This window comes from Cohnella algarum, assembly GCF_016937515.1.
In the GTDB taxonomy this organism is placed as follows: domain Bacteria; phylum Bacillota; class Bacilli; order Paenibacillales; family Paenibacillaceae; genus Cohnella; species Cohnella algarum.
Map to the genome: position 1 here is coordinate 1,404,682 of NZ_JAFHKM010000002.1, position 26,747 is coordinate 1,431,428.

The 26,747-nt window shown below is 59.6% G+C and carries 28 protein-coding genes and 3 pseudogenes; 8 read left to right on the forward strand and 23 right to left on the reverse strand.

All coding sequences use genetic code 11. The features are described 5' to 3' along the window. Positions 1-96: 96 nt before the first annotated feature. The 8 genes and pseudogenes from JW799_RS06340 to JW799_RS06370 all read right to left on the reverse strand — a co-directional run bounded on the left by JW799_RS06340 (position 97) and on the right by JW799_RS06370 (position 8,314). Positions 97-1,436: pseudogene (locus JW799_RS06340) on the reverse strand (FAD-dependent oxidoreductase). 348 nt (positions 1,437-1,784) lie between these two features. Further along, complete coding sequence (locus JW799_RS06345; RefSeq protein WP_205429114.1) at positions 1,785-2,654, reverse strand: carbohydrate ABC transporter permease; 870 nt, start codon at positions 2,652-2,654, stop codon at positions 1,785-1,787. After that, positions 2,644-3,552, reverse strand: a complete 909-nt coding sequence (locus tag JW799_RS06350) for a carbohydrate ABC transporter permease (RefSeq protein ID WP_205429115.1) — start codon at positions 3,550-3,552, stop codon at positions 2,644-2,646. The genes JW799_RS06345 and JW799_RS06350 overlap by 11 nt, the downstream gene beginning before the upstream one ends. A 7-nt stretch (positions 3,553-3,559) precedes the next feature. Further along, a complete protein-coding gene (locus tag JW799_RS28375; RefSeq protein ID WP_240353173.1) occupies positions 3,560-3,979 on the reverse strand; it encodes a beta/alpha barrel domain-containing protein in 420 nt (139 codons plus the stop codon). A 39-nt stretch (positions 3,980-4,018) separates the two neighbouring features. Then, complete coding sequence (locus JW799_RS28380; protein ID WP_240353174.1) at positions 4,019-4,255, reverse strand: beta/alpha barrel domain-containing protein; 237 nt, start codon at positions 4,253-4,255, stop codon at positions 4,019-4,021. Positions 4,256-4,319: 64 nt separating this feature from the next. After that, complete coding sequence (locus JW799_RS06360) at positions 4,320-5,651, reverse strand: ABC transporter substrate-binding protein (protein WP_080832212.1); 1,332 nt, start codon at positions 5,649-5,651, stop codon at positions 4,320-4,322. A gap of 118 nt (positions 5,652-5,769) precedes the next feature. Beyond that, positions 5,770-6,528: a response regulator transcription factor gene (locus tag JW799_RS06365; protein ID WP_080832213.1), complete on the reverse strand. Its 759-nt coding sequence runs from the start codon at positions 6,526-6,528 to the stop codon at positions 5,770-5,772. Continuing rightward, entirely contained in the window at positions 6,506-8,314 is a 1,809-nt protein-coding gene (locus JW799_RS06370) for a cache domain-containing sensor histidine kinase (RefSeq protein ID WP_205429116.1), read from the reverse strand. Before JW799_RS06370 ends, JW799_RS06365 begins: the two co-directional genes overlap by 23 nt. A gap of 596 nt (positions 8,315-8,910) precedes the next feature. On the opposite strand from JW799_RS06370, the gene JW799_RS06375 reads away from it, so the two are divergent. Further along, the gene (locus tag JW799_RS06375; protein ID WP_205429117.1) at positions 8,911-9,186 is read left to right on the forward strand and encodes a hypothetical protein; all 276 of its coding nucleotides are present in this window, start codon (positions 8,911-8,913) and stop codon (positions 9,184-9,186) included. 84 nt (positions 9,187-9,270) lie between these two features. On the opposite strand, the gene JW799_RS06380 is transcribed toward JW799_RS06375, so the two are convergent. The 3 genes from JW799_RS06380 to JW799_RS06390 form a co-directional block, all read right to left on the reverse strand. Further along, positions 9,271-10,233 (reverse strand): sporulation protein, encoded by a 963-nt coding sequence (locus JW799_RS06380; protein ID WP_240353175.1) that lies wholly within the window; start codon positions 10,231-10,233, stop codon positions 9,271-9,273. 109 nt (positions 10,234-10,342) lie between these two features. After that, positions 10,343-11,260: a ChbG/HpnK family deacetylase gene (locus tag JW799_RS06385; protein WP_080832216.1), complete on the reverse strand. Its 918-nt coding sequence runs from the start codon at positions 11,258-11,260 to the stop codon at positions 10,343-10,345. After that, entirely contained in the window at positions 11,229-12,578 is a 1,350-nt protein-coding gene (locus JW799_RS06390; RefSeq protein WP_080832217.1) for an MFS transporter, read from the reverse strand. The genes JW799_RS06385 and JW799_RS06390 overlap by 32 nt, the downstream gene beginning before the upstream one ends. A gap of 241 nt (positions 12,579-12,819) precedes the next feature. Here JW799_RS06390 and JW799_RS06395 point away from each other — a divergent pair, with 241 nt between their 5' ends. Then, the gene (locus tag JW799_RS06395) at positions 12,820-12,999 is read left to right on the forward strand and encodes a hypothetical protein (RefSeq protein WP_080832218.1); all 180 of its coding nucleotides are present in this window, start codon (positions 12,820-12,822) and stop codon (positions 12,997-12,999) included. A 64-nt stretch (positions 13,000-13,063) separates the two neighbouring features. Here JW799_RS06395 and JW799_RS06400 read toward each other — a convergent pair whose 3' ends face one another. Together JW799_RS06400 and JW799_RS06405 are read right to left on the reverse strand one after the other, a co-directional pair. Beyond that, positions 13,064-13,330: a CD3324 family protein gene (locus JW799_RS06400; RefSeq protein WP_080832219.1), complete on the reverse strand. Its 267-nt coding sequence runs from the start codon at positions 13,328-13,330 to the stop codon at positions 13,064-13,066. Between the two features lie 403 nt (positions 13,331-13,733). After that, positions 13,734-14,750 carry an alpha/beta fold hydrolase gene (locus JW799_RS06405; protein WP_205429118.1) on the reverse strand — a complete coding sequence of 339 codons (1,017 nt, stop codon included), beginning with the start codon at positions 14,748-14,750 and terminating at the stop codon, positions 13,734-13,736. Positions 14,751-14,849: 99 nt separating this feature from the next. Between JW799_RS06405 and JW799_RS06410 the strand changes: the two genes are divergently transcribed. From JW799_RS06410 to JW799_RS06420, 3 genes are all read left to right on the forward strand, one after another. Then, positions 14,850-15,467 carry a TetR/AcrR family transcriptional regulator gene (locus JW799_RS06410; protein ID WP_080832222.1) on the forward strand — a complete coding sequence of 206 codons (618 nt, stop codon included), beginning with the start codon at positions 14,850-14,852 and terminating at the stop codon, positions 15,465-15,467. A 116-nt stretch (positions 15,468-15,583) separates the two neighbouring features. Next, positions 15,584-16,039: a VOC family protein gene (locus tag JW799_RS06415; protein WP_080832223.1), complete on the forward strand. Its 456-nt coding sequence runs from the start codon at positions 15,584-15,586 to the stop codon at positions 16,037-16,039. Continuing rightward, positions 16,036-16,794 (forward strand): ThuA domain-containing protein, encoded by a 759-nt coding sequence (locus JW799_RS06420; RefSeq protein WP_205429119.1) that lies wholly within the window; start codon positions 16,036-16,038, stop codon positions 16,792-16,794. The genes JW799_RS06415 and JW799_RS06420 overlap by 4 nt, the downstream gene beginning before the upstream one ends. Here JW799_RS06420 and JW799_RS06425 read toward each other — a convergent pair. Then, positions 16,782-17,495: a cupin domain-containing protein gene (locus JW799_RS06425; RefSeq protein ID WP_338026229.1), complete on the reverse strand. Its 714-nt coding sequence runs from the start codon at positions 17,493-17,495 to the stop codon at positions 16,782-16,784. The two genes, JW799_RS06420 and JW799_RS06425, sit on opposite strands and share 13 nt — an antisense overlap. A 202-nt stretch (positions 17,496-17,697) precedes the next feature. Between JW799_RS06425 and JW799_RS28385 the strand changes: the two genes are divergently transcribed. From JW799_RS28385 to JW799_RS06435, 3 genes are read left to right on the forward strand one after another with little or no spacing between them, the layout of a single operon-like run. Beyond that, positions 17,698-18,009 carry a TetR/AcrR family transcriptional regulator gene (locus tag JW799_RS28385; RefSeq protein ID WP_240353176.1) on the forward strand — a complete coding sequence of 104 codons (312 nt, stop codon included), beginning with the start codon at positions 17,698-17,700 and terminating at the stop codon, positions 18,007-18,009. Then, the gene (locus JW799_RS28390) at positions 18,006-18,437 is read left to right on the forward strand and encodes a TetR family transcriptional regulator C-terminal domain-containing protein (RefSeq protein WP_240353546.1); all 432 of its coding nucleotides are present in this window, start codon (positions 18,006-18,008) and stop codon (positions 18,435-18,437) included. Before JW799_RS28385 ends, JW799_RS28390 begins: the two co-directional genes overlap by 4 nt. After that, positions 18,349-18,777: a Rossmann-fold NAD(P)-binding domain-containing protein gene (locus JW799_RS06435; protein WP_139787053.1), complete on the forward strand. Its 429-nt coding sequence runs from the start codon at positions 18,349-18,351 to the stop codon at positions 18,775-18,777. Before JW799_RS28390 ends, JW799_RS06435 begins: the two co-directional genes overlap by 89 nt. Positions 18,778-18,814: 37 nt before the next feature. Here JW799_RS06435 and JW799_RS06440 read toward each other — a convergent pair whose 3' ends face one another. The 9 genes and pseudogenes from JW799_RS06440 to JW799_RS06470 form a co-directional block, all read right to left on the reverse strand. Beyond that, positions 18,815-19,234 (reverse strand): VOC family protein, encoded by a 420-nt coding sequence (locus JW799_RS06440; RefSeq protein ID WP_080832226.1) that lies wholly within the window; start codon positions 19,232-19,234, stop codon positions 18,815-18,817. A gap of 115 nt (positions 19,235-19,349) precedes the next feature. Next, positions 19,350-20,201, reverse strand: coding sequence for an AraC family transcriptional regulator (locus JW799_RS06445; RefSeq protein WP_240353177.1), 852 nt, complete (start codon positions 20,199-20,201; stop codon positions 19,350-19,352). 146 nt (positions 20,202-20,347) lie between these two features. After that, on the reverse strand, positions 20,348-21,394 hold the full coding sequence (locus JW799_RS06450) for a glycoside hydrolase family 53 protein (protein WP_205429120.1): 1,047 nt from the start codon (positions 21,392-21,394) through the stop codon (positions 20,348-20,350). 34 nt (positions 21,395-21,428) lie between these two features. Further along, a pseudogene (locus JW799_RS06455) lies at positions 21,429-22,265 on the reverse strand (sugar ABC transporter permease); the annotation flags it as partial. Further along, positions 22,262-23,589: pseudogene (locus tag JW799_RS06460) on the reverse strand (carbohydrate ABC transporter permease). The pseudogenes JW799_RS06460 and JW799_RS06455, both read right to left, overlap by 4 nt. A gap of 18 nt (positions 23,590-23,607) precedes the next feature. After that, a complete protein-coding gene (locus JW799_RS29245) occupies positions 23,608-24,411 on the reverse strand; it encodes a sugar ABC transporter substrate-binding protein (RefSeq protein WP_338026345.1) in 804 nt (267 codons plus the stop codon). Beyond that, the gene (locus JW799_RS29250) at positions 24,315-24,857 is read right to left on the reverse strand and encodes an extracellular solute-binding protein (protein WP_275901447.1); all 543 of its coding nucleotides are present in this window, start codon (positions 24,855-24,857) and stop codon (positions 24,315-24,317) included. The genes JW799_RS29245 and JW799_RS29250 overlap by 97 nt, the downstream gene beginning before the upstream one ends. A gap of 177 nt (positions 24,858-25,034) precedes the next feature. Further along, the gene (locus JW799_RS28395; RefSeq protein WP_240353178.1) at positions 25,035-25,253 is read right to left on the reverse strand and encodes a hypothetical protein; all 219 of its coding nucleotides are present in this window, start codon (positions 25,251-25,253) and stop codon (positions 25,035-25,037) included. Then, entirely contained in the window at positions 25,250-26,674 is a 1,425-nt protein-coding gene (locus JW799_RS06470; RefSeq protein WP_240353179.1) for a glycoside hydrolase family 53 protein, read from the reverse strand. The genes JW799_RS28395 and JW799_RS06470 overlap by 4 nt, the downstream gene beginning before the upstream one ends. Between the last annotated feature and the right edge of the window lie 73 nt (positions 26,675-26,747).

Sequence of the window (26,747 nt, forward strand, 5' to 3'; positions counted from 1 at the left end):
CCACCGGACGGACTACTTGTGCCCAAAATCCGGGCGGCGCCGCCCGGACGGCTCTCCGACCGCCGATTTGGCCCGTAGTCCGGGCCAGCCGGCCTGCTAGACGACGGCGCCGTCCCGCCGCAGCCATTCCCGCAGCAGCGCCGCGTCCACCTGCGCGGCCGTCGTGCCCAGATCCGCCGCCAACGCGGCGGCGGTGCCCGCGGCCTGGCCGGTCGCCATGCAGCTCGGCGTCAGGCGGGTCGTCGCCAGCGCCTCGTGCGTCGTCGAAATGCAGCGCCCGGCGGCCAGCAAGTTATCGACCCCTTTCGCGACCAGGCAGCGATACGGAATGTCGTAAGCGCCGGCGCCGCCGATCCAGGCGGCTTTGACGCCTTTGCCCGACGGGTCGTGGATATCGACCGGGTAACCGCTGCGCGCGACGGCGTCCGGGAATTTGCGCCCGGACACGACGTCGTCGATCGTCAGGCTGTACAGCCCGTCGATCCGCCGCGACTCGCGGACGCCGATCTGCGTGCCGACCGCCGAAATCGAAGCTCGGGCAAAGCCGGGCACGCTCTTTTGCAAAAATTCCGCCATCAGCAGCACCTGCCGCCGGCCCTCATCCTCCGCTCTCGTCAAATCTTCGACGTCAGTTCCGCTAAGCCCTGCACCCGCGTGCAGTTGACCAAAACCTCGTCCTCGGCCGGCCCCGCGAACAGCAGCACCTGATCGCGGTTGATCGGCACGTTCGCCGCCTTCCACTCGGCATAGAAGCCCTGAATGCCGGTAAGCGGGATGCGCTCCAAATCGGCAAACGGCGTTTTATGATAAAAATTGTCCGGATTTTCGATCATCGCCCGCTTCACGGCTTCCAGATCGACGCCGCGCATCCGGAACTTCATCGTCATCGGCTGGGTAAGCCGGTCGCCGTCCCGCCCGATAAGCGTGGGCGCGCCGGACAAGTTCGCCACGTCCGCGTCGCCCGACGTGTCGACGAACATCGTCCCGCGCACGCCAATCCGCCCGGACTTGCCGGTCAGCGTTACGCCGGCAATCCGGTTCCCCTCCACCTCGGCCTCGTCAACGAAGCTGTGCAGCAGAAGCCGAACGCCGGCTTCCTTCAGCATATCGAGCGCCGTCACCTTGAACAGCTCCGGATGGTACGGCGTGACGGTGCTGACGAAGCCGACCGTATCGCGCAGATGGCCGGGAGAGCCGCCGCAAGCCATCAGCCGCTCCACCAGCTCCTGCGGAATGCCCCGGATGACCTGCTCTCCCGTTTCGGTATGAAACGTCATCCACGGGTAGACGAGCGCCGCCGTAGACATCCCGCCCAGAAATCCGTACCTCTCGATCAGCACGGTGCGGGCGCCTTGACGGCCGGCCGCGATCGCCGCCATAATGCCGGCCGGGCCTCCCCCGACGACGACGACATCCGCCTCAAACGTTTTTTTCATTTTCGCTCGCGCCCCTTCCTAGGATAAGGCCGGCAGCCTTGATTTTCATTCCGGCCGCTTTCGGTCAGGCCGGCCCTTTTCCTGCTTGGCTTCAAATATTCAGCATTCAATCCGGTCCATTTCGGCTTTGAGCCATACATCTTCTTCATCTTCAACTGCCGCCTTCAACTTCCGGCCGGACATCTTCTCCGTCCGGCGTCTCCACTTTCAGCCGGGTATCTTCTCCGTCGCCGTCTCCAACGTTCAGCCGCATCTTATCACTTGGCCGACCGTCCGATCCGCGCTTATCTAACTCCCTTTTTATATCCGCTCTGTTTCTTCATCTCTTTGCTCCGCCCCGCTTGGCCGTTAATCCTTCAGCCCGGTCATCGCCACGCCCTCCATAAATTGCTTCTGCGCGAAGAAGAAGACGATCAGCAGCGGCAGCGTGGCCATCACCGACGCGCTCATAAGCAGATGCCAAGCCGTGCCCGCTTCGTCGGTAAAGAGCGACAAACCGAGCGGAATCGTCATCAGCTCCCGGCTGTTCACGAAAATAAGCGGATCGTAAAACTCGTTCCAGCAGGTCAAAAAGGTGAAAATCGTCAGCGTCGATATCGCGGGCCCGGCGAGCGGCATCATGATCCGCCAGTAAATGCCGAACCGGGAGCAGCCGTCGATCATCGCCGCTTCCTCCAGCTCCTTCGGCAGCGTCAGGAAAAACTGCCGCATGACGAATACGCCGAACACGCCGCCCGCGCCGAAAATCGGCACGACAATGAGCGGAAAATGCGAGTCGAGGAACCCGAGCTCCCGCATGAACAGAAACATCGGAATCGACGTCGCCTCGTGCGGAATCATCATCGTGCTGAGCAGGATGAGAAAGACGAGATTGCGCCCGACGAACGGGATTCTTCCGAACGCGTACCCGGACAGAGAGGCGAACAGCACCGTCCCTGCGGTGACAAGCACGGCGATATAGACGCTGTTGAAGTAAAACCGGCCGAACGGGATCGTTCGCAGCACTTCGGCATAATTCTCCCAACGGATGGGCGAAGGAATCCACTCTGGCGGAAATACGAAAATGTCCGAAGGTTCCTTCAGCGACGTGGACAGCATCCAGACGAAAGGCAAAATCATCAGGACGGAGATGACCGCCAAAATCGAATAATGAATCAGCACGCCCGGACGAAACCGGAAACGAGGGGACGATGGTCTTGCGATCGGTTCAGCTTTCATGGAATACCCACCTTTTGCGAAGCTGCCACTGAATCAGGGTAAATACCAAAATGATGCAGAACAAAATGAACGCCACCGCGGAAGCGTAGCCGAGATCGTACAGCTTGAACGCCGTTTCCCAAATGTAATAGACGAGCACCTTGGTGGAGTTGCTGGGGCCTCCCTGCGTCATGACATAAATTTGACTGAACACTTTGAGCGAGCCGATCACCGTCATGATGACGGTCAGAAAGACGGTCGGCGTGATCATCGGAAGCGTCACCTGGAAAAACGTCCGGGTCCGTCCGGCGCCGTCGAGCTTGGCCGCCTCGTACAAATGCGCCGGAACCTGCTGCAAGGCCGCGATGAACAGCACCATGTTCAGGCCGACGTTTTTGAGCACGCTCGTCACGATGACCGCCGGCATCGCCAGGTCGGGATTGTACAGCCAAGCAGGGCCTTGAATTCCGAACATTTGCAATATTTGGTTAATAAAGCCCGAATCGGTGGCCAGCATGTACTTCCATACGATGGACCAGACGACGAGGGACGTAATGACGGGCGTAAAGATCGCCGTGCGAAAAAAGCCCATTCCCGGCAGGCTCTTCGTCAGAAGCAGCGCGAGCAGCAGCGCCAGCGCAATGTTGAGCGGGACGAGCCCGACCGAAAAGTAAACGGTGTTGCCGAACGATTTCCAGAAGATGTCGTCGTTCATGATGTTGCGGTAGTTGTCGAGTCCTGTGAACGACGAGCTGCCGAGCAGCGGCCAGTCGGTGAAGCCCATATAGAAGGCCATTGCCATCGGGAGAAGCAGAAAACAGATAAAACCGAGCACCATCGGCGAGATGAACAGCCATCCGGTCAAATTCGCGTCCCGGACGAGCGGGTTTTTCGAGGCTTTGCGTCGGCTCGAGCTCATGGCGTCATCATCCTCCCGCTTTGTCGATCGCTTCGCGGAACCGGCTCACCGACCGGCCGATCGATTCCGCGGTCGAGCCGATCGAAACCGCGCCGACAAGCAGCGCCTTGACGCCGCAGCCGATCAGATGCGGGACGTCGTCCGGCGTCACCTTCCGCTGCGTCGGCACGATGACCGGCAGGCCGGAGCGCTCCGCCAGCCAGCGGTATTTCAGCAGGTCCGCCAGCGTCAGCGGCGTTCCGTATTCCGCGCCGGGCACGACGGACGCTTCCAGCGCGTCGATGCCGAACGCTCCGGCGGCTTCGAGCAGCCGCAGGTCAAACTTGTCGTCGATCGCGAACGTCCGGGCGAGCCCTTGCGCTTTGAGCATGAACGTCGGAAGGTGCCAGGCGTAGATGGAGAAAAAGTCGAAGCCCGCCTCGGGCATGGCCGCGATTTCTTCCCGGCTGACGTCGGCCGCGGAGCCTCACGGCACGACGCCGAGCGGCCCCCGGAACAGCGACCGGATTTGGGCGAACGTCTCCTTGTACGATTCCAGCGAGCCGAAGCTGTTTCCGCTTGCCCGGTGCGCGACGTTAAGGTGAACCTTCAGCCCGTCGGCCCCTTCCCGGACGGCTGCCTCGGCCAGCTTCGCATCGTTGGCCGGCAGGCTGACGAACAGCTGCAGCTTGCCGCTTTGCAGCGATTGGCGTAAACGGTTCATGACGGGGTCTCCCTTCGAATGAGACGACGGTTCGCGGATAAGCGAACCGTCGTCCCGCTTTTCGTTATTTGGTTAACAGCGGATCGATCGCTTGCTTCATTTGGTTCACGATGTCGGCCGGAGCGGCGGACTGTCCGAAGAGCCGGTCGAAGCCGAGCAAAATTTCGTTGTCGATTTTGGTCCATTGCACATGGCCCGGCTGCACGACGGCTTTCGGCATTTCGTCGATCAGCGCCTGCTTGATGTGCTCCGCCGGAGGATTGTTCGGCTGATTCAGGAACGCGTCCGAATTCAGCACCGATTGGCGCGGCGGCACGAAGTAGGTCGACGTTGCCTGCACGCCTTCCTGGCTGGCCAGGAATTTCAGCAGCTCTTTCGCTTCCTCCGGATGCTTCGTCTGTTCGAAGACGACGTAGCCGGCTTGCCCCATCATCGGAGCGGAACCCATCGAACCCGACGGGAACGGCGCGATGCTCCATTTGAAATCCTTGATTTCCCGCGCTTTGGACATGTAGCTGTAACCGTCGAAGTACATGCCCAGCTTTCCGGTTTCGAAGCTGATCTGCTCGCCCGCTTTCGGGTGGGAGCCGTCGACGAACATCATTCGGTTCAGCATCTCGAACGTTTCGACGCCGTACTGGTCGTTCCAAGTGAAGGATGTCATGTCGTCGTTGAAAATGTCGCTGCCGTTGGACCAGGAATAGGACGGAAGCATGATCCACGTTTTCCAATCCCGGAAAAACGTCGCGCCGTACGTTTTGTCCGCGCCGGTGCCGGACGTAAGCGCTTTAGCCGTTTCTGTGAATTTTTCCCAAGTCCATTCGCCGCTTGCCGCCAGCTCGTTCGGCGTCGGAAGACCGGCCTGCTCGAACAGATCCGCGTTGTAGAAAATAACGCTCGGCGGCGTCGAGAACGGCAGGCCGTACAAGCCGCCTTCGCTCGAAAACAGCTCCAACGTGGACGGAATGAAGTCGTTCAGGGCGAACTCGGCGTCATCCTTGATGTCGGAGATGTCCGCGAGGATGTCGTTCGCCATAAATTGCGGCACCATCCGTTCGGAAATCCACGCCAGATCCGGCAGCTCGCGGCCGGCGGCAAGAACGGACACCTTTTGCTGATAGTCGGCGAACGGCACCGATTCGAGCGTCACCGTAATGTTCGGATGCGTTTCCTTGAATTTGGCCAGCAGCGTTTCATACATGTCCAGGTGCTGCTGATTGCCCCAGGTCATAAACTTCAGCTCGACGGGCTCGCCGCCGGCCGATCCGCCTTGCTGCGTGCCCGACGCTCCCGGCGCCGTGGAACTCCCGGCATTTCCGGAATTGCCGGAATTGCCGCACGCCGCCGCAAACACGGCAAGCGCGACGAGCAGCATGGCCAATAACGATTTTTTCATCTCTCTTTCCCTCCCGCTTCGCGCTGATCATGTCGTACGTCTTTTATTGTAGGGAAAGGCAATGTTACAAAATATCACGCGACATACACTTTTGGTACGTTTTATTAGCCAGTTCGCTTTAGCCCCCGTGCTCCTCGCGGTAAACGCCCGGGGTAACGCCCGTCGCTTTCTTGAACACGAGCATGAAATGCTTCGGGCTCTGGTAGCCGGACAGCCGCGCGACGTCGTAAATTTTCAGCTCGGTGCCGGCCAGCAAATATTTGGCGCGCGCAAGCCTCGCCGCCATAATGTAATCGGACAGGTTTTCGCCGGTTTCCTGCTTGAACAGCTTGCTCAGGTAAACCGGGCTGAGATGGACGAGCTCCGCCAGCGTTTGCAATCGCAGATCCCCGTCCGGATGGCCGTCGATATGGGCTTTCAGCTTGCGGATCAGCTTCCGCCCGTCGCCCGGGGGAATTGCCTGCTCCTCCTCCGGTCCCGCAGGTAGAGCGATGCCTCTTTCCTTATCGATAAGTCCACGGATGCGCTCCAGCGCCTTAAGCATCGCCGCCCGGTCGATCGGCTTCAGCAGATAGTCCGCCACCCCGTGGCGCAGCGCCTGCTGGGCGTATTCGAAATCGCCGTAGCCGCTGATGATGACCAGCGGCATATCGGCGTACCATTCCCTCACTTTGGCAATTAGCGTCAGGCCGTCCATCTCCCGCATCCGGATGTCGGTGATGATGGCGTCGGGCACGTCCGTTTGCAAATAACTCAACGCTTCCTTGCCGCTCGCCGCTTCCTTGACGATTTCAAAACCGTCGGCAAGTCCCGTGATGACGCTGCGGATGCCCGTGCGTATCGTTTCCTCGTCTTCAACCAGCAATAGTTTGATCATCGCCGCGGCTCCTTTCTACGGCCGGAATCGTAATGGTGAACGCCATGCCCATGCCGGGGCTTCCGTCGATATGAAGATCGGCCTCCGGACCGAACATGAGGCGAATCCGCTGCGCGATGTTGCGCAGCGCCAGCCCGCGCTTCCGCGCGCCGGGCGGATCGGGGACGAGCAGCGACTGGCGCAGCCGCTCGATTTGCCCGTCGTCCATCCCGATGCCGTCGTCGCGCACGATGATGAGCAGCTCGTCCTCGAACGCGGCCGTGCTGATCCATATCTCGCCGCCTTCCTCCCGGTCGCCGATGCCGTGGAAAATCGCGTTTTCCACGATCGGCTGGAGCAGCAGCTTCGGCACCTGCAGCCGCTCCGTCCCCGGCTCGACGTCGAACCGGACGCGCAGCCGCTCGCCGTAGCGGAGCTGCTGGATTTTCAAATAAGCGCCGACCGATGCCAGCTCCTCCTCCAGCGCCACCGTTCGCCCGCTCTGCGTCACGGTGTACCGGAGCATGCCGCCGAGCGCCGTGACCATGTCGGACACCTCGTAATTGTTTCTCTTGAGGGCCATCATGTTGATCGACTCGAGCGTGTTGTAAATAAAATGCGGATTGATCTGGCTTTGCAGGCTGGCAAGCTCGGCCTCCTTCTCCCGGATTTCGACCGCGTACACCTCGTTGACGAGCCGGTTGATTTCCTCGGCCATCCGGTTGAAGCCTCTTCCGAGCTGCCCGATTTCGTCCTGCGTTTCCACGGGAACGCTCTGCTTGAAGTTGCCCGTTTCGACCAGCAGCATTTTCTGCTTCAGCTTGACGAGCGGCTGGCTGATCCGGTACGCGAAAAAAATCGCGATCAGGCAGGCCGCGGCGACGAACAGGACGGCGATGAAAATCGTGAACTTCTGCAACTGCTTCGTTTCCTGGAGCAGCACGCTCTCGGGAATGTAAGCGATCACCTTCAGCCCCGAATAGGAAGAATTATCGACGACGGTAATGAAACGCTGCCCGCCCGGCGCCCGCTCGTACACGCCGCTGCCGTACGTCGCGCTGACCGCCCGCAAATCGCGGGCTAGAGACGGATCGGTCTCGCCGCTCGTTTTTTCGAAAAACAGGTCGTTGCTCCCGTTCATGACGAACAAATTGCCGTTCTCCTCGAACCGGTAATTCGCCAAAATCGTGCGAAACACGTCCAGCTTCAGGTCGATGACGATCATCCCGAGCTGACGGTTGCTGCCGGGCTCGCGAAGCATGCGGGCAACCGAAAAATACTCGTCCGGGTCGCCGGGAATGTAGTGGCCGAGCGAATGAGGGGGAATGAGCGCCCAGGCGCCGTCGGCTTCGCGCACCTTTTCGCTCCAGGGCAGCGCCCCGATATCCGCGAATTTCATCAGGGTGGAATCGACGTTCGTAAAAATAAAGCCGTTGCCGGCGATAATCTGGATGCCTTTCACTTCCTGAAGGCCGTAGGCCGCGCCCGAAATGTAGAGGAACATTTTCTCCCGTTCCTCGATGGTCGGACGGATCCCGGCGGAGGAGGCGCCGCCGTATTTGTTCAATATCGCCACCACGTTCGGATCGTACAGCGGCGTAAGCGACAACCGCTGCATCTCCGCCAGCGTCCGGTCCAGGTTGCGGTTGATTTGCTCGGTAATTTGCACGGTGTTCTCGGTCGCCCTACGCTCGGTGGACGACGAAAACTCCCGGTACGTCACGATGCCCTGCAGGCTCAGCGGAACCGTTATCATCAAGATGCTCAGCAGCAGCAGCTTCCAACGCAAGCTCATTTTGGCGAACATAACGCTCTCCTTCTTGGTGCGAATCTTATGGGCTACGGGCGTCCCGAAATGTAACAAAAGTTTACTTCATCGAAAAAGAATTAAGCAACGGTTTATTTGAAACGCCAAAAGACAGGAAGCAAAACGGAAGCCTCCCGCGAATTTCGATAGAATAGGGACGGGCGCGGCCGGCCGGTTCGCGAATAGCATTTATACCCAACTGCGTATGGCTGCATGCGTTTGGCGGGTTGAGATGAGTCATCGCGACTCAACTGGATCGACGGCTTGCGTGCGGGGGCGGTAAGATGGGTATTTTTTACTCAACTGCGTATGGCTGCATGCGTTTAGCGGGTTGAGATGAGTCATGACGACTCAAATGGATCGACGGCTTGCGTGCGGGGGCGGTAAGATGGGTATTTTTTACCCAACTGCGTACGGCTGCATGCGTTTAGCGGGCTGAGATGAGTCATCGCGACCCAGCTGGATCGACGGCTTGCGTACGGGAGCGGTAAGATGGGTACTTTTTACTCAACTGCGTATGGCCGCGTGCGTTTAGCAGGTTGAGATGAGTCATCGCGACTCAACTGGATCGACGGCTTGCGTGCGGAGGCGGTGAAATGGGTATTTTTTACTCAACGCAAGCTTGCTCGGCGCTTTCGCACGGTGAACACGACCAGATGGGCATGAGAGGCAGCGAAGCTTCGCTGGATTTTATCCAATCAAAACAGACTTTTCCGCGAAACCAGTTGGCTTCGTTGGATTTTGTCCAATCTGGCGAGGCTTTTTCGGGGATTTCGCCCGAAACTCCCGTTCTTCGTTGGATAAAATCCACTGTAAACCGCGGTTTTCCCGTTTCCCGCTCCGGCGATTGGATAAAATCCAACATAGGCTGACTCGCGCCAATCGGCACCGCGACCGCCCATCGACGAAGGCATCCCGCCGCCCCTATCCGGTGCGTTCGACGCCGGTTTCTACCCTCAGCCCCGCTCTCCTTCTCCCCTAATCTTCCCTAAAACTCTTTCGTAAGGCGAATAACTTAAACTTCCCGATGCCGAAAAAAGGGCGCCGCGATCGCGGGCGCCCTTTATCGGGATGCGGATAGACTCCAGCGCGACGGGAGAACTCGCCGACCGGGGCGAACCTCTCGCGCGCGTCCCGGCTTCAGCTGTATCTATCGATAATGTCGGCCAGCACGCCGGCAACATGCGAGGGCCTTCGCCCAAATCGCCGCCCGACAGCTCGACGCGGACGAACGTCTCGTCCGTATCCATCGCTTCCGCGAACAGGCCGAAAATGCTTGTCGCTTTGCGGTCGATCTGCAGGAGCAACGTTAAGCCGTCGCCACGGCTTCCCAGAAACATGAGCTCCAGTTCGTCCAGCCGCCCGCGGTAGCGTCCGCCGCCGGGAATCCATTCGAACTCCTGAACGAACGGCAGCGAGCCGCCGAGACGGGGCGCGTACACCGTTTCCGTCTGCTTCAGGCGGAATCCCAGCATGTCGATCGCGTCCAGCACGACTTTCTGATCGCGCGAAGGCATAATATGAATGCGGTCCTCGTCGGTCGGATCGACCGCGGATTGGATGTCCGCGTTCGTTTTGATCCAGACCGGCGTACGTCCGATCGACAGCGGCGTATTGCGCGGCAGGTAAAAGGAAAACGGAACTTCCTCGCGCGAGCCCGGCGCCAGAACGAACGGCTCCGTCACGCGAATGCGCGCGATTTCCGCGTTCTGATGCAGTTTGCTGTCGTTCACTTCCCGAACGTACTGGGACATGACGGTGAGGACGATTCCGTCGATCCGCTGCTCGACCGCCCCTCCCTCGATCCGCACGACGCCTCGGACTTCGTCTCCGGGAGCATAAGAGGATGTTTCCAGTACCGTGTCCACCTTTGCCGAACCGATGCCGACGCTTGCCAAAATCCGGCCGAAAAACGACATAGCCCACCCGACCTTTCAACTGAATTGGATAAATACATCCTCTTATACGAGAGAGAGGTAGAAAAGATTCATCCGCATACGGAAATTTCCATCGCGCCGGCCGCCTCCTTCAGGTCAGCAAGGATTTCGCCAGCCTGCCCGCGGCCCGGAGCCGGGGCCTTCTCATGTGCCGCTGCACGTGACGATAATCGGTCAGCATGACGTTGGCATCCTTCATCGCGTATTCGAAATCGGCGTCGAGCATGAGCCGGTATTCCCAAACCCGCTTCTTCCAGGACGGAATCGATTTCGCCAGCTTCTCGTCCTCGACCGCCGGATGAATGTACGTCTCGGTAACCCCGTCGGGCAGCTCGTAAAGCCTGGCGATCATCATGGCGCGAAACGATTCGTAGCTTTCGCCTTCTTCGGCATGGTACGGATGGCTGATCAAATAGTCTGGAACGCCGACGCCGAGCGTATCGGCGAGCGCGACGACTTTATCCAGCGCGCGCTGCGTTTCCGGGCTTGCGATGGACGCCATGAACGAGTCCCTCGGCTCGAAGCGGCGAAACAGCCGGAACGGCAACCTCCTGCGAGAGCATAACCACAGTACCTGGGGCAAATGGCTTTTGCCCGTCGCCAACCCGTACAGGCTGCCCATATGATTGTCGGCGTGCGCGATGTCGATCCCCGCCCGCCTCGCCGCTTCGAACTGCGCCTTCATCTCGAGCCTCACCGCCCTCGGTTCGGCGTTGCGCTCGAACTCCTCGACCGTGTGAAACATAAATCCCTCTTCGTCGTGCAGCGAAGGATGCCCGGTGAGGCTGCGCCAGCGAATCGCGTCGTATTCGCTCGTAAACGTCAAATGCAGGCCGACGCTTCCGATTCGGCGTTTTCGGCACCACGCCGCCGCTTCCGCGAACGCCGGAGCCGGCGGCATGATCGTCGCCGAAGACACCTTCCCTTCCTCCAGCAGATGCATAATCGCCCGATTGGCCGCGGCGCTCTGGCCGAAATCATCGCAGTTCAGAATCAATCGTTTGGCCATGCTCCTCCTCCTTTCTCCTGCGCCGGTCAAAGCCCGCCGGCGCCGCCGGCGCGCCCGGATCCTTCATGAACATCGAAACGGCGAACGAAACGGCGAGCAGGCAGAGCGGCACGATGCTGATCAGCACCCGAAACGTCGTCTCCGGATGCGGGCCCGGTTCGTCTCCGCTGACGTAACCGAACGCCAGCCCGACGAGCCAAAAGGCGACCGCCGAAATGAGGCCGCTCGAGCGGGTCACGAATCCGGCAACGGCCGTGTAGACGCCCTCTCTCCTTCGGCCGGTTTTCTCGGCGTCGAGGTCGACGATACGGCTCGCGAGCAGCGCCGGGGCGACGAGAAACCCGGCCATGCCGAAGCCCGCGGCAATGCCCGCCGCGATGCCGCCCCAAAGGCCGCCGGCGAACCAGAGCGGGATGACGGACAGTCCGTAGACGGCCAGCGCGAGGCGCCAGCTCTTGAGCCCGCCCAGCTTGCGGACGATGAAGTACCAGACCGCCACGAGCGGAATGATCGACACGAACACGGAGGCCAGCACGAACGCAACTTGGGATTCCGGAATTTTCAGCGCGTATTTGGCATAAAAGGGAATCATCGAAGCGAGGAGTCCGTTGACGGTCTGGGCGAACGAATTGGCGATGTAAAACGTCCAAAAGGGCTTGTTTTTCAGCGTTTCGCGGAACGCTTCCTTCAGCGGGAGAGGGGGCGCCTTGCGCGCGTTTTCGTCCTCGCGGACCGAGAACGCGAACCACAGCATGAAAGCCGCGAACGCCAGCGAATACGCGACCGACATCGGGCCGAAGCCGATGGCGGCATAGACGATCGGCGTTAGCGCGGTGCCGATCAAAATCGCCGCGATCTGAAAGCCCTGCTGCACGGCGGACGCCTTTGCGCGCAGCCGCTCGCCCCGGAACAGCTCGGGGAACAGCGCGCCGTAATTGACCCACAGCAAGGTAGAAACGCTTTCGAACAGGACAAGAGCCGTCAGAAACCAAACGAACAGCCCGCTCTCCGAAAGTTCGCCGGGAACGGAAAACACCATGATGAACGTCAGCATAAAGAGGGGGATGGAAGCGAAAATCCACGGCCTGCGCCTTCCGTGCCGGGTGTTCGTCCGGTCGGACAGATAGCCGGCCATCGGGTTGTTGACGGCGTCCCAGACGAGGTAAATCGTCCGGGCGATCGTGGCCAGCCCGACCCCGAGGCCGAGCTTCTCCACGTAGTAATAGCTGTAAAACGAGCTGAAAGCCTGACTGGGAATCATCATGGCGAACATGCCCAGCGCATAGGCCGCCGGGGAATTGATAAACTTCCTGTTCATCGGATCGGGCCCCCGTTTACGAAGAGTAAAGGCAGCAGCGAGAACGACAGGAACAGGCTGAAAGGAAATCCGAAGCGGGTTCTCGTTCCATTTTACCACGGCTGCGGGATCGGGAAAGCAAAAATTTAAGCGTTTTCTTTTCTTCCGGTCACGGCCCGCATCGGGATGGTCCGTTTATGATCGAGTCCGGCGAGACATGCTAACGGCAGAGAACGATAACTTTTAAAAACGGAGTGACGTGATGACGCAGCCATCTTATAAAATCGCCCGCTTGGACAGGCAGCCGCAAGCCGTAGAACAAATCCGCGAGCTGGAGCGCCAGTTAAGCGCCGAAGCCGGTTCCCCCGTTACGTTGATCGCCTATACCCGGTCGGATGACGAAGGGGACGCGGTAGACGAAACCCGGCTGCCGGGGGTCTAAGCGCGAAAAAAGCCTGAAAGCGGGACGTCTTCGTCCTGCCTTCGGGCTTTATCGGATTGCGCCTTTAGCGGGTTTTCACCAAGATTTTGCGGATGCTTTCGCCCGACAGGTGGTATTTCCCCTCCAGGGCTTCGACGGACCATCCGTCCTCATGAAGCCGGCGGATTTCCCGGTTCCGTTCCGCCAGCATTTGTCTCGTGCCGCTCACTTCTCCCCAGCGGGCGCGCCGCTCCTGCGGTTTCGGTATATAAATCAATTCGCCGTTCACATACTTTTGGAGTTCTTCCAGCAAGCTAGGGGGAAGCACATCCTTCCCGTTTTTGTATAGCAAAACAGACGTCCTCCTCGAACAGGTTTTCGCACGGCCGGCCGCTTAACGCATTGCCAACGTTCATGTCTTGCTTCCTCCCCTCGTTTGGATATTCGTCTTTGCCGCAAAAACGCGAATACGGCTTCCCGCGCCGCTCTTCGGCTTCGAAAAAGCGGCATCGGCGGCGGACCTCGTCGCCGGTAGCCTACAGTATATAAAAAGTCGGCTTGCGCCACAATCGTTTTTTTCCATGTAAAAGGGAGGCCGGAACGGCCTCCCCCGGTAACGGCGACTTCCGCTTACGCGGAAATCACCTCAGGATGGTTGATCAACGGGATCATCTCCTTTCACGCTTATTAGTCGGCCCGACAACCTTATTGTAGCTCCGATTCCGCCCGGCAAAAAAGTGAACAAACGGCTATAATCAATTTTTCCGGAGTACGTCCAGAATCGTCTCCACCACGAGCTCCGGCTGGTCATGAATGACCATATGGCCGCTTTGTTCGGCGACGATCAGCTCGCTGTCGGTCGAAATTTCGAGCATTTGCCGCTGGCCGGACTGCCAAATCTCCTCTAGCTTTCGGCCGCCGGCTTCCGAAATGCCCGCTTGGGCGTAGTCCTGCGGCAGCCCCCGGGCGATGATCCGCACCGGCAGCGAGCCCAACCGTTGTCCGCGAATGGCGTCTTCGGTCGAATAAGCCAATTCGGCTTCCTTCTCCTTCGCCTCGAAGTATTCGGGGGTTGCGATGACGTTGAGAAATTGCCCCCGGTCTTCCTTCGCCACCAGGCCCTCCAGCAAAAAGTCCTGGAACAAACGCAACAGTCCCGACTGCTTGAGCAGTTTGAGGATAGAAGCCGGCGGATTCCCCGCGAAGTTCTCCTCCTTCAAAATTTCCCGGGTGTCCCGATCGTCGTTCTCCGGCCTCGCGTCTACCAGAACCAGTCCCATGACCTCGTCCCGGTACGTTTCGGCGAACAGCCGGGCATACATTCCGCCCAACGAGTGGCCAACCATCAGGTACGGTCCCTCGATCCCTTCCTGTTTCAGCGCCGTGTACAGCTCGCCGACGATATTTTCCCCGGTGCGTTCCCGGCTCGCCTCCTCGCTCCAGGCATATCCGGCCCGATCGTAGGAGACGACCGTGGCGTGGCGGGCCAGTTCCTCCGGGATATCGCGCCAGGACAAGCTCGTTTCGCCGCTTCCCGCTTCGAGAACGATCGTCGGGGAGCCGCTGCCGGCTTTGACGAGATGAAGCTTGTAGCCGCCAACGTCCACCAGGGTGCCGGGCGGAGGATAATTGTTCGCGGCTTGCCTCGAAGCGACGGCTTCATACGCGAAGCCGGGGCCGATCGCGAGAACCGCGACCGCCGCCGCGATCAAAAGTCCGTATTTCAGCTTTTTCCATTTCGATTTCTTCTTCCGCTTGCCGCCTGTGTCCATCTGAAAAATTCACGCTCGCTTTTCATTTATTTAGTACATTGTATTACAAAATCATTTTAGCACGTTGTATTAAAAAAGAAAAGCGCGTATAATAAAGCCATGCCGAAAATCGTCAATCATGATACGCAAAGACGCATCGTCGCCGAAGCCGCTTTAAGGGTGATCCGGCAATCGGGCCTGGAACAGGCCACCGTGCGCAAAATCGCGGAAGAGGCTGGATTGTCCGTCGGTTCCATGCGCCACTATTTCTCCACGCAGGTGGAGCTGTTTGCTTTCTGCATGGGTTTGTTCGTCGAACGAGTGGAAAAAAGACTGGAAGCTTTCGAGCCTCAAGGGCCGCTGCTGGCGGATTTGAAGCGGATACTGCTGCAGTTTTTGCCCGTCGACGACGAGCGGACGCTGGAAATGGAGGTCTGGTTCGCTTTTCATTCGAAGGCGCTGGTTTATCCGGAATTAAGGAGGTTAAGCTCGAATATTCAGGACGGGTTGTACAAGGTTTCGCGGTTTGCGCTGGAGGAGCTTGTCCAAAATAAGCTGGCGCGGCCCGGCATCGACGTCGAGATGGAAACGGAAAAATTGTACGCGCTCATCGACGGATTGGCCATTCATCGGCTGATGCAGCCCGAACGGCTGCCGAACGAAAGGCTTGAAGGCATCGTCGAAGCCTATCTGCAGGCGTTATGCGCCGCTCCCGGAGCGGCGGACGGAAACGATTGACAATACGGGCTCGCCTCCTATATTCTGTAGCCGTGAACCGCTTTTCGGCGACCTGCAAACGCTTACTATCCGTTGGCGCCGATAGCGCACACCCATTTCGAAGGGGGCTCCCGTCTATGCCGCAAGGACTGTTGGGAACGAAAACGATCACGCAAATCGGCATCCTGGTCAACGACATCGAGAAGGTAATCGAGGCGTACGCCGATTTTTTCGGCGTGGAGAAACCGAAGGTCATCGTGACGGACATCGCCGACATCGCGCAAACCGAATACAAGGGCCGGCGTTCCGAGGCCCGGGCGAAGCTTGCTTTTTTCGACATGGGGTCGGTGCAGCTCGAGCTCATCGAACCCGACCGGGAGCCGAGCACGTGGCGCGAATATTTGGATGAGCATGGAGAAGGCCCTCATCACATCGCTTTTGTCATCGAGGGCATGAAGGAGAAAATCACCCTTTTGGAAGGCAAACAGATGGCCCTGCTGCAAAAAGGCGAATATACCGGCGGACGGTACGCCTATATGGATACGATGAAAGAGCTGAAAGTGATCGTCGAGCTGCTGGAGAACGACGGATGAGCGCCCCGGGGAAAACGATTTTGGCGATCGCGGGCGACGATTACCATCCGGAGGCTCCGATCCGGGAAGCGCTGGAGCAGGCGATCAGGTCGGCGGCGGACACGAACGCCGCCGGGCTGCGGATCGGCGCGGCGACGGAGGCCGTCCGCGTCCGTTACGCTTCCGCGGAACGTCTGCTTGAGGAGCTTGCCGAGCGGCCCGCCGCCGTCGTTCTGTTCAAGGAAAACCGGATCAATCCGCAGGACCGCGAGATCAGGCAATGGATGACCGAAGAGGCCGAATCCGCCATCGCCGCCTATGCAGAAGCCGGCGGCGGGTGGCTCGCCTGGCATTCGGGACTTGCCTCTTACCGGACGGACGGGGCGTATGTCGGCATGCTGCGCGGCTATTTCCTCCATCATCCCGAACGTCACCGGCCCGTGCGCTATAGCGCGGAAGCGGCCGGCCCGCTCGCGGGAGGCTTCCCGGAGGGCGATCCGGGAAGCGGCTCGGGCGCCGCGAATCCGGCCGCGTCGTTCGAATTCGCGGACGAGCATTATTTTGTCGCGTGCGACGAACCGAATACGACGGTTTTCCTCCGCTCCGAATCCGCCGACGGGGAGTCGATCGCCGGGTGGGCGCATGCTTACGGCAAAGGCCGGGTATGCTGCTTGACCCCGCCCACACTCCCGAAGGGCTGCTTCACCCCGGTACGGTCGGCACGCTCGGAAGGTGCGTCGCCTGGATCGCGAATATCGGATAGTCAATACGGGTAGGGGTAGGGGTAGGGGTAATACGGCGCGGGCTGTGCGGCCGCATAATTCGCGAAGCTCGCATAGCCCGGATAGCCCGGATAATTCGCGTAGTAGCCTTGCGGATAGAACGGTGCGGGAGGTTCGGGGGCCGTCTCGGGCGACGGCGCGGCCGCTTGCGCGAGACGGTCGTCCATGCTCGGAGCGAAGCCCGCGGGCGGCCCTAAAATGACGGACTGCCGAATCGGCTCCACCGCCTTCTCGTATTCTTTTTCATCCACGGAGTAAGCAAGCTGCATGATTTGCCCCGGCGTCATCCGAAGGAAATCGGAACCGTACACGATATCGGGCGTCGGCCGGTCGAAAACGGTCAGAATATGCGTGTCGTCCTCAAGCCCCACGATCCAGTGGAACCAGCCTTTGGGGAACATGGAGGCCTGGCCCGGCTTCAGCCGGTAGGACATCAATTTTTGCGTAAACGGATTGAACACGGTCGTCGCGACCTCGCCGCCGATGACAAAGACGAGCTCGTTCACATTCGTGTGCCAGTGAGGCTGAATAATGATCCCTTTGTTCATGCGAACGTTGAAAAAGCCCGTCTGAATCGCCGGCAGCTGCTCCGCGAACAGCTGCGTAATGTAATTGTCCGCATCCCGGCGGTACGTGACGACTTCGTTGGAGTCGCCCGTCAAGGTAAGCGACGGCGACGTTAAAACCGGATCCACAAGCTTTTTCCTCCCGCATAGGTTAATGTCTATCCATATGTATGCATAAACCGGCGGAATGCTCCTCGCTGGAAATGCAAGCCCTCCCGACCGAACCTCGTCTTGTTCCGCGCGATAAAGCCTTGGCCGCCAGGAACGCCGGTAGCGCAAGGGCGTTTGTGCTATAATCGATTACGGAAAAAACGAACAAGGACGGATGAACATGCCCGATTATGACGAGGCCGGTACCGGCCGTTCCGCTCCTCGCGGAAGGCCGAGAAGCAGGGAAGTCCATGAGCGCATCCTGGATGCCGCCATCGCTTCGCTCGCCGAGACCGGCGTCGAGAAACTAAGCATCGAGGCGGTCGCCCAGCGGGCCGGAGTCGGGAAAACGTCCATTTATCGCAGATGGAGCCGTAAAGAAGACCTGGTGGCGGACGCTCTCGAACGATTGAAGCCCCGCTCGGAACGCCGACGCGGGGCGAACTGCGCGAAGATATGTTCGAGCTGGCGCACGGCTTCGCTCAGAGCATGAACAACCCGCTGGGCAAGCAAATGCTTTCCGTGCTGGTCTCCGCTTTGTCCGGGAGCTCGGAAATTTCGGAGCTGTACTGGCAGAAGCACTCCTTGCCCAAAACGAAGGAAATCGCCGAATGGTTCGAGCGCTATCATCGGAAGGAGCCGCTTCGGGAGGATGCGAACCTCGAGGTCGTCTCCGAGTTTCTGATCGGCTTTATCATGTACCAGCTGTTGATGAAACCCGCTTCCGCCGATTTGGAAGATCGGCTGAACGCCGGAATCGACCTGATTTTGAACGGAATACGCCAACCTCCCGCCCGAAACGATGGCGGACCCCGGGCGATCGGATCTCGCGATGGCTTCGCTCTCCCCGTCCGCCAGAGGCCAAACCCGCTACTCCACGTCCAAGCTGTGCAACCTCTATTTCGCTTACGGGCTCGATGAGCGGCTTCGGCAAGCGGGCCGGGCGATCGAGGTCCATGCTTTCAATCCGGGCATGATGCCCGGCTCCGGACTCGCCCGGGACTACAGCCCGCTGGCCCGCTTCGCCTGGAACTCGATATTGCCGCTGCTGCGTTTCGTCCGTCCGGGCGTGCGCACGACCCGGCAATCCGGAGCCGACCTGGCGCGGCTGGTCGCAAGCGAGCCGCCGGGCCGAACGAGCGGAACGTACTGGGACGGCTCCAAGCCCATCCCCTCTTCCCCGGAATCCTACAGCCGGGAGCGCGCCGCGGAACTTTGGAGCTGGAGCGCGGGCAAACTCGGCCTGGCCGAACATGTCTAGAGGATCGTTAGAGGAGAATCAAGGGATTCGGTCGTCCTTACCTCTTCGTAAAAATTTGAAAAACGACGCCGAACCGGTCCGTTACCTGGCCGTACGCCGGACTGAAGTAGACTTCCTGCAGCGGAAAGTCGACTTGCCCGTCCTGCCGCAGCGCGTCAAAAAGCGCCTGCGCCTCCTCCGCATCGTTCGCGGTCAGGCAAAGGCTGACGCGGTTTCCCTCGCGGTTCGGCTGACCGGGCAGAACATCGGCCACGAACAGCTTCCCGTCCCCGACCTTCAGAACGGAATGCGCCACCCGCCCTTTGTCCTCGGCGGGCAAGGCGGCTTCCGGGCCGCTCGGCGCGTCTCCGAACGTTTGCATAAAAACAACTTCCGCGCCGAGCGCCAGCTTGTAAAACTCGATCGCGTCCTTGGCTTTGCCGTCCAGCATGATGTACGGGGTCAATTCGAAATTCATCGGTTTGCAGCTCCTTTTGTCCGGGTGATTAGAGTTTTTTCGAACTCGGAGCCAGTATAAACGTTAAACGCGACAGCTTTCGTCTTATTTAAATCAATGAATCCGATCAAACGGTTCACTCCGGATGCTGCGGAGACAAATGCAGCTCCCGGTATTTGGCGGGCGTAATGCCTTCTTTCCGGCGGAAGGTGGCGACGAAATGGCTGACGTCGTTAAACCCGGTCATGGCGGCCACCTCTTTCAGCGCCATGCCGGGCGTCGCGATCATGATCTTCTTCGCTTCGCGAATGCGGAGCCGGATCAGAAAGGAATAAGGGCTCATCCCGAACGCGTCCTGGAACAGCTCGTTCAAATAGGAAACGCTCATCTGGGCCTGCTCGGCGATTTCCGGCAGCCCGATATTGGCCGAGCGGTTGCGCTCCATCCATTGCACGACCGGGCGCAGCTTGTCGTAAAACTGCGAGAGGGAGGGCTGGTCGTTTCGCCGTCCGAATTTGCGCAGCAGCATGAGAAAATGGTACATCTCGGTGGACGATTCCAGGCCGGAAAACTCGGGATCCCGGCCGGCCTTGTCGATCATGTCCCGGATGGCGTCGGCAAACGATACCTTCTCCGTTTCGGTGTACAGGGCGGAAACGTTCATGTCCAGCGAATCCAGAATCGCCGAAGCGGCCGCGCCGCCGAACGTTACGTACACCGTCGACCAGCGGTCCGAAACCGGGAAGTAGCGATGCGGGGTAAACGGGGTCAGCAGCACGCCCTTGCCCGGCGTCAGCATGACCTGCCCGCCCTGGAACTCGAAGGAGCCCTCTCCCTCCAGCGTCTGCAGCCAATGATAATAGGGATAGCCGTCGGGCCGGTCGAAAATCCGCTCCCACGCGCTGTAGCCGATCGTTTCGATAAAGAGCGGAAGAGACCGTTCCACCGACGTAAACACGTTGCGAATGTTGTCATCGCCCCATTTCATGCGCATCCCTCCCTGCCGGTTGTTCTCTCATTATCCGACAAGGGAGGGCGCTTTTTCAACGGTTCGCTTGCCTGCCCGGACAGCCCAGTCCAACGCTCTCGGGTGCGGACCGTTCGGTCGCCGCCACCCCGCTAAGCCGCTATTCGCTATTCCTTGAACGCGTCCAGCGAGGGCAGCCTGTTGCCGGCGTAATCGAACAGCGTCAGGTTCGACCAGTTGTTCTCGTGCCCGACGGACCAGGCCGGCTTGGACGGAATCCAGCAGGGCTCCCAGTAGTAAACGCCGGCGCCGTGCCCTCCGGGCGTCGCGCGAACGGTTTCCATCAGCTTGCGAAGCCACGCCGCCTGTCCTTCCGGGCTCGCCGGATAGCCGGGGTACAGCCACTCCTCGGCATTGAAAATAAGCGGCTGCTCGTCGGGCGGCGTCATCGTCCACGGATAGGCGGCTTCCACGACGACGATATCCTTGCCGTAGCGGCTTGCGAGATCCGCGAGATTTTCCGTCAAATCCTCGAGCGTCCCGTGCCACCAGGAGTAATAGGAAAGCCCGATCACATCGAAATCGACGTTCATTTCGGCCATCTTGTCGAAAAAATAGCGGCTGCCGGCGTTGTCCCCGCCCCGGTCGATATGAATCATGACCGGAACCGGCGCCGCGCCCTCCAGCGCTTCGTTCAGCCCCCGAATGCCCGCGCGGACAAGCTCTCCGAGCTTGCGCCACTGCTCCCCGGTGTTCCATTCCCCGTCGACGCGTCCTTCGCTCCATATCATGCCGTTCGTAATCTCGTTGCCGATCTGCACCATGTCCGGCAGCGTGCCTTGCCTTTTCAACGCTTCGATCGTATCGCGGGTAAACGTCCGGACGGCGTCGGTCAATTCGGCGAACGGCAGCTTCTCCCATGCCTTCGGCATGTGCTGCTTGGACGGATCGGCCCAATAATCGGAATAGTGAAAATCGAGCAGAAAATGCAAGCCTTTCTCTTTGATCCGCTTGGCCATTTTTTTCGTTTTTTCGAGATTGCAATAATCGAAGGCCGGCTCGTTCCAAAGCCGCAGCCTCGCGGAATTGATCCCGCTGTCCTTCAGGATGTCGAGGACGTCCCGCTTTCTCCCGTTTTCGTAGTAAGCGCCGCCCTCCGTCTCGATTTCGTCGACGAACGAGATGTCCGCGCCTTTCAGAAATTCCTTTTGCATCGTATGATTTCTCCTTCTCTCTTTCGAATTCAGCCTTTCGTCCCCCGGCCGTCAGCCCGGAAATGAAAAACCGCTGCAAAAACAGATACACCAGCGCGACCGGAAGCGCAATCAGAATGGCGCCCGCGGTGAATACGGTGAAATGGTTCGAATACTTTTCCGTGACGAAGTGATACAAGCCGACCGCCAACGTATACTTGCCGGAATCGTGCAAAATGATCGACGGCAGGATGAAATCGAAAATCGGCATCATGAAATTGGACAGCGCGACGATCGCCAAAATCGGCGTAATGAGCGGCAGCAAAATCCGGACGAACACGCGCAGCTGGCCCGCTCCGTCGATCTTCGCCGCGTCGTCCAGCTCCCGGGGAATCGTGTCGAGATACCCTTTGACGAGCCAGGCGTTGAACGGAATCTGCCCCCCGACGTAAATGAGGACGAGTCCGGTCAGCGTATTCAAAAGCCCGATCAGGTTCAGGAAAATGTACAGCGCGACCATCGCCATCATGACCGGGAACATCTGCAGCAGCAAAAACGCATACAATCCGCTTTTGCGGCCGACGAAATCGAACCGGGACAGGGCGTACGCCGTCGCCGAGGTCACGATCACCGAGAGCAGGCTGGTCGAGGCGGAGACGATCAGCGTATTTTTGTACCAGGTCAGGTAGTCGCTTTCGGGACTCGCGAACAGCCATCTGTAATGCTCAAGGGACGGATGGCGCGGAAACATGCTGGCCGAGTACAGGCTCGTCCCCGATTGCAACGACAGCCCGGCCGCCCAGGCGAGCGGGTAAAGAATGACGGCGAACGCGACGGCCAAAACGAGGTAGATGCCGGCCACTTCGAGCCGGGATGCCCAGCTTGCTTTCATTGGAAATTCCGCTCCTCCTTGAACGATTTCGACCGGCGGAATTGGAAGAAGGCGAACGCGATGACGACGAGGCCGATAATCAGGGAAATGGCGGCCGCCATGCTGTAGTTGTTGTTGGTGAACGTCAGCTTGTAAACCCAGGAAATCAGAATGTCCGTCCCCCGGCCGTCTGGCCCCGAACCGCCGGGCCGCCGCCGTTGAACAAGTAGATGATGTTGAAATTGTTAAAATTGGTCGTGTACTGGATCAGAAGCAGCGGACCGGTCGCAAACAGCACGTGCGGCAGCGTAATGTGCCGGAACTTCTGCCAGCGGGTTCCCCCGTCCACGTCGGCCGCTTCGTACCATTCGTTCGAAATGCTCTGCAGCACGCCCGTGAACAGGGCGAATAGAAACGGGAAGCCGAGCCAGGCCTGGATGCCGATCATCGCGAGCTTCGTGTACAGCGGGTCGGTCAGCCACGGCAAGCCGCTGCCGCCGAACCATCCGGCCAGCGTGCGGTTGATCGCCCCGAATTGGTCGTTGAACAGCGCGGAGAAAATGAGAATCGACACGAAGTTCGGGACGGCCCAGGGCAGGATCAGCACGGTCCGGATCAGCTTCTTGAACTTGATCCGCTTGTCGTTGACGATCAGCGCGAAAAACAGGCCGATGCCGATCTGCAGCGACGTCGAGACGACCGTCCAGACGACCGTCCACGAAAAGACGCTGACGAAGGAACGGTTCCAGAGCGGAACCGTGGCCAGCTGGACGAAATTGTCGAACCCGACCCAGTCCACCAGATTTTTCGGCGGCGAATTGTACAGGTTGTAGTTCGTAAACGCCAGCGAAATCGCGAATAGCAGCGGGAAGATGACGACGAAAACGAGCATCAGGAAGCCGGGAACGGTGAGCAGATACGGGAAGGTCCGCTCGTACCCGGATTTGACCGACTCCTTCCATGTCGGCCGTTCCCAGCCTTCCCGAATCCGGATCGCCTGCCTGCGCGCGTCGCGGACGTTCAGCGCGTAGAGGCCGATGGCGATCGCGAGCAGCAGCACGGACAAAATGCCGTAGACGAGCAAAAAGATCGAATGATCCAGCCTCGGGATCGTGCCGAGCGTGTAAATGCCCCAAAGGCCGAGCTGGATGAAATCCGCGAAAACGACCAGAAACGCCGCTTCGATGACGATAAAGGCGATTCCTTTCGCATAGCTTCGGTTATACAGCTGCCCCAGGCCGGCAAAAAGGAGCGACAGGACGAGAGCAGCCGCCGGGCTGTGCCCGGCCCGGCCGTTCGCGCCGCTTCCTTTTTCGCCCGGCGGCCGCTCAAGACGCGTTTCCATCGGGTCTCACCCTCGTTTTCATTTGCCGGATGCGGCAATTTGCTGCTCGATTTTTTCCACCGTCTCGTCCAGCACCGCCTGAACGTCCTGCCCCTGCAGGATGAAGTCCAGGGCGCTGTCCATCTCCCACACCGGCGTCATTTCCGGCACGTTCGGCATCGGAATGCCGCTGGCGATCTGATCGATGAAGCCCTGGTACAGCGGATCCCCGATTTCCGCCGTGACGGCCGTCCGCGCCGGAATTTCGCCCGTCGTCTCGTAATAAAGCCGGGCGTTCTCGTCGTTCGTCAAATACGCGGCGAGGTCCATCGCCCATTGCGGGCTGACGGAATAGGAGGACACGAACCAGCTTTTGACGCCGACGAAGGAGGGAGAAGGCTTGCCGTTGACGGACGGAAGCGGCGCCGTTCCGAGCTTGTCGCCGAGCTTTTCCCCGAACGTCTTGAGCGACCATAGTCCGTCGACGACCATGCCGGCCTTGCCTTCCGCGAACAGCGTCTGCATGATGTCGGTCGTGAGCGTCTCGGGGATGGCGTTCTCTTTCATGAACGCTTGGTATGCCGTCAACCCTTCCGCCGCGCCGGCGTTGTTCAGCCCGATGTCGGCCACGTCGTAGCTGCCGGGACTTCCGCCGAAAATGTATCCGCCGTAGTTGGCGATGAACGGGATCGCGTAATAGAAGTCCGGCACGATCAGAAAGCCGAAGCGGTCGTTGGCCGGATCGATCAGGCCGGCCGCGGCGTCGGCGGCGTCTTCGACGGAAGCCGGCGCTTCCGCGACGAGCTCCTTGTTGTAGTAAAGCGCGTACGTTTCGACCGTAATCGGGTAGCCGTACGTTTCCCCGTCGTAGCGAACCGCTTCGAGCGCCGCCTCGCTGTAGCCCCCGCCGCCTCGCCGTCCAGCTCGACCGGATCGGCCAGCCCTTGCGCGACGACGTCCCCGAGACGGTCCTGCGGCTGATAGAACAAATCCGGTCCTTTGCCGGACGGCGCGGCGAGCGCGAGCTTTTGAACCTGCTCCGCGCCGCTCACGGGCGTGACTTCCACTTCGATCCCGGTCTGCTCCGCGTATTTTTGCGCGATCTGCTCGACCGCCTTCAAGTGATTGGCATCGTCGTTCGCCCATACGACCAACTTCGCGGGCTTGGCCGCGTCGGTCGCGGATTCGCCCGTCGGAATCGCTTCTCCGCGATCCGGGGCGCACGCCGCCACGACGGCGGACAATACGGCGATCGCGACGGCCGCCGACAGTTTTTTGATAACCGGCATGTTGAGTCCCCCTTGCTTTTCTGCTCCGAACGCGAGGCGTCCGTTCACCTCCGATTATAAAGCGTTTCCAAACCGCTTTATATATAAGAAATGCCCGCCGGCGATATAAGAATCTTATGTCCGGATCGCGATCGCGAGGACCGGGATTCGGGCGGAAAAATCAGAAGGCGGGCACCGTCAATTCGTTTTATAAAGCTTCACGTTGTCCATGTTGATCCAGTTGCCGGCGTTCGCATCGGAGTAAACGCCGATCTCGATCTGGCCGTTCGTCACCTGGATGTTGTCGATGCGGATTTTGACCCATTTGGCCGCGCTGACCGGAAGATCCTGCTGCAGCTCGCTGCCGCCGTAGTTTTTCGCGTAAAGATGAACTTCGTTCTGGCCGCCGCCGTTCAAGATCCAGGCCGTAAGCGAGTACGTTCCGTTGGCCAGCCCGGTAATCGTCTGATAAGTCGAAGCCTCATAAGCGGCGGCCTTCCAGTGGGTAAGCTTGTAATCGCCGGTAACGCCGGGCTCCTCCACCTTGATCGCGTCGTAGTCGGACGGATTTCCCGCCCAAACGCCCCAGCCCGAAGGCGAATTCGTCCAGCCGTCCTGCTCGAAGTCGTGGTTGACGACCCGATTCGCCGGCACGCCCTCGTCGAATACGGCCAACGTGGGCAGCGCGTTCCCGTCGAAATCGAACAACGTCTGATTGTCCCACGGGTTGGACAGCAGCCCCGTATCGTTATTGTACAGCTTGCCCGCCTCCGTCCCCAGTTGGCGCCTTCGACCGGAAGCCATGCCGGCTCCCACCAGAAAATGCCGCGACCTCTTCCGTTCGGCACGTCGCGGACGATTTCCGCCAAATCGCGGATGTAAGCCATTTGCCCGGCCGCCGAAGCCGGGTAGCCGCCGACGCTTTCCTCCGTCGTATAGAAGGAGTTGCCCAGGCCGTCGCCGTCGCCGAGCGTCCAGCCGTATGCGGTTTCGACGATCATGACGTCCTTGCCGTATCTTTTGCTGATGTCGTTCAGGTTGTACTGCAGCTCGCCCATCGTGCCGTGCCAGAACGGATAATAGGACAAGCCGATAATGTCGTAGTCCACGCCCTGCTCCTCGATTTTGTCGAACCACCAGCGGTACAGGTTGTTGTCTCCGCCATGATCCAGATGCAGCGCGATTTCGACGTCCTCCCCGGCGCCGAGCGCGTCGTCGATGCCCGAAATGCCTGCCGACAGCAGCTCGCCCAATTGAGTAAAATCGTCGATGCCGCCGCCAACCTTGCCGTCGTCCCACAGGATGCCCGAGCTGGTCTCGTTCCCGACCTGCACCATTTCCGGCAGCACGCCCTCGGCTTTCATCGCCGTAATGACGCCTTTCGTATAATTGTAGACCGCCGTCTTCAATTGGGCATACGTCAGGCTTTGCCAGGCTTTCGGCTTCGTCTGCGTGCCGGGATCGGCCCAAAAATCGCTCAGATGCAAGTCCAGCAAAATGCCCATGCCTTCCGCCTTCGCCCGCTCGGCCAGAGCGATGGTCGTCGCCAAATCGTTCGTGCCCCCGCCGTACGGGTTCCCGACACTGTCATACGGATCGACCCACAGCCGCAAGCGAACGTAATTCATGCCGTTGCCGCTCAAAATTTCCAGAGGATCCTTCTGAATCCCGTTTTCGTAAAAGCTCCCTCCCAACTCTTCCACTTCGTTCAGCATCGAGACGTCCGCACCTACGATCAGTCCGCCCGGGTTGATCGCCTGCGCTTTCGGACTTGCGGCCGGCAGCAGCAGCCCGAGCAAAAGAGCAAGCATTCCCAGTTTTCGCACCTGCTTCTTCATCCGTTTTGCACTCCTTTTGAAATGAGTTTTTGGCAGATGATGTCGAGGCCAGGATGTCCAATCGTTCCCGTCT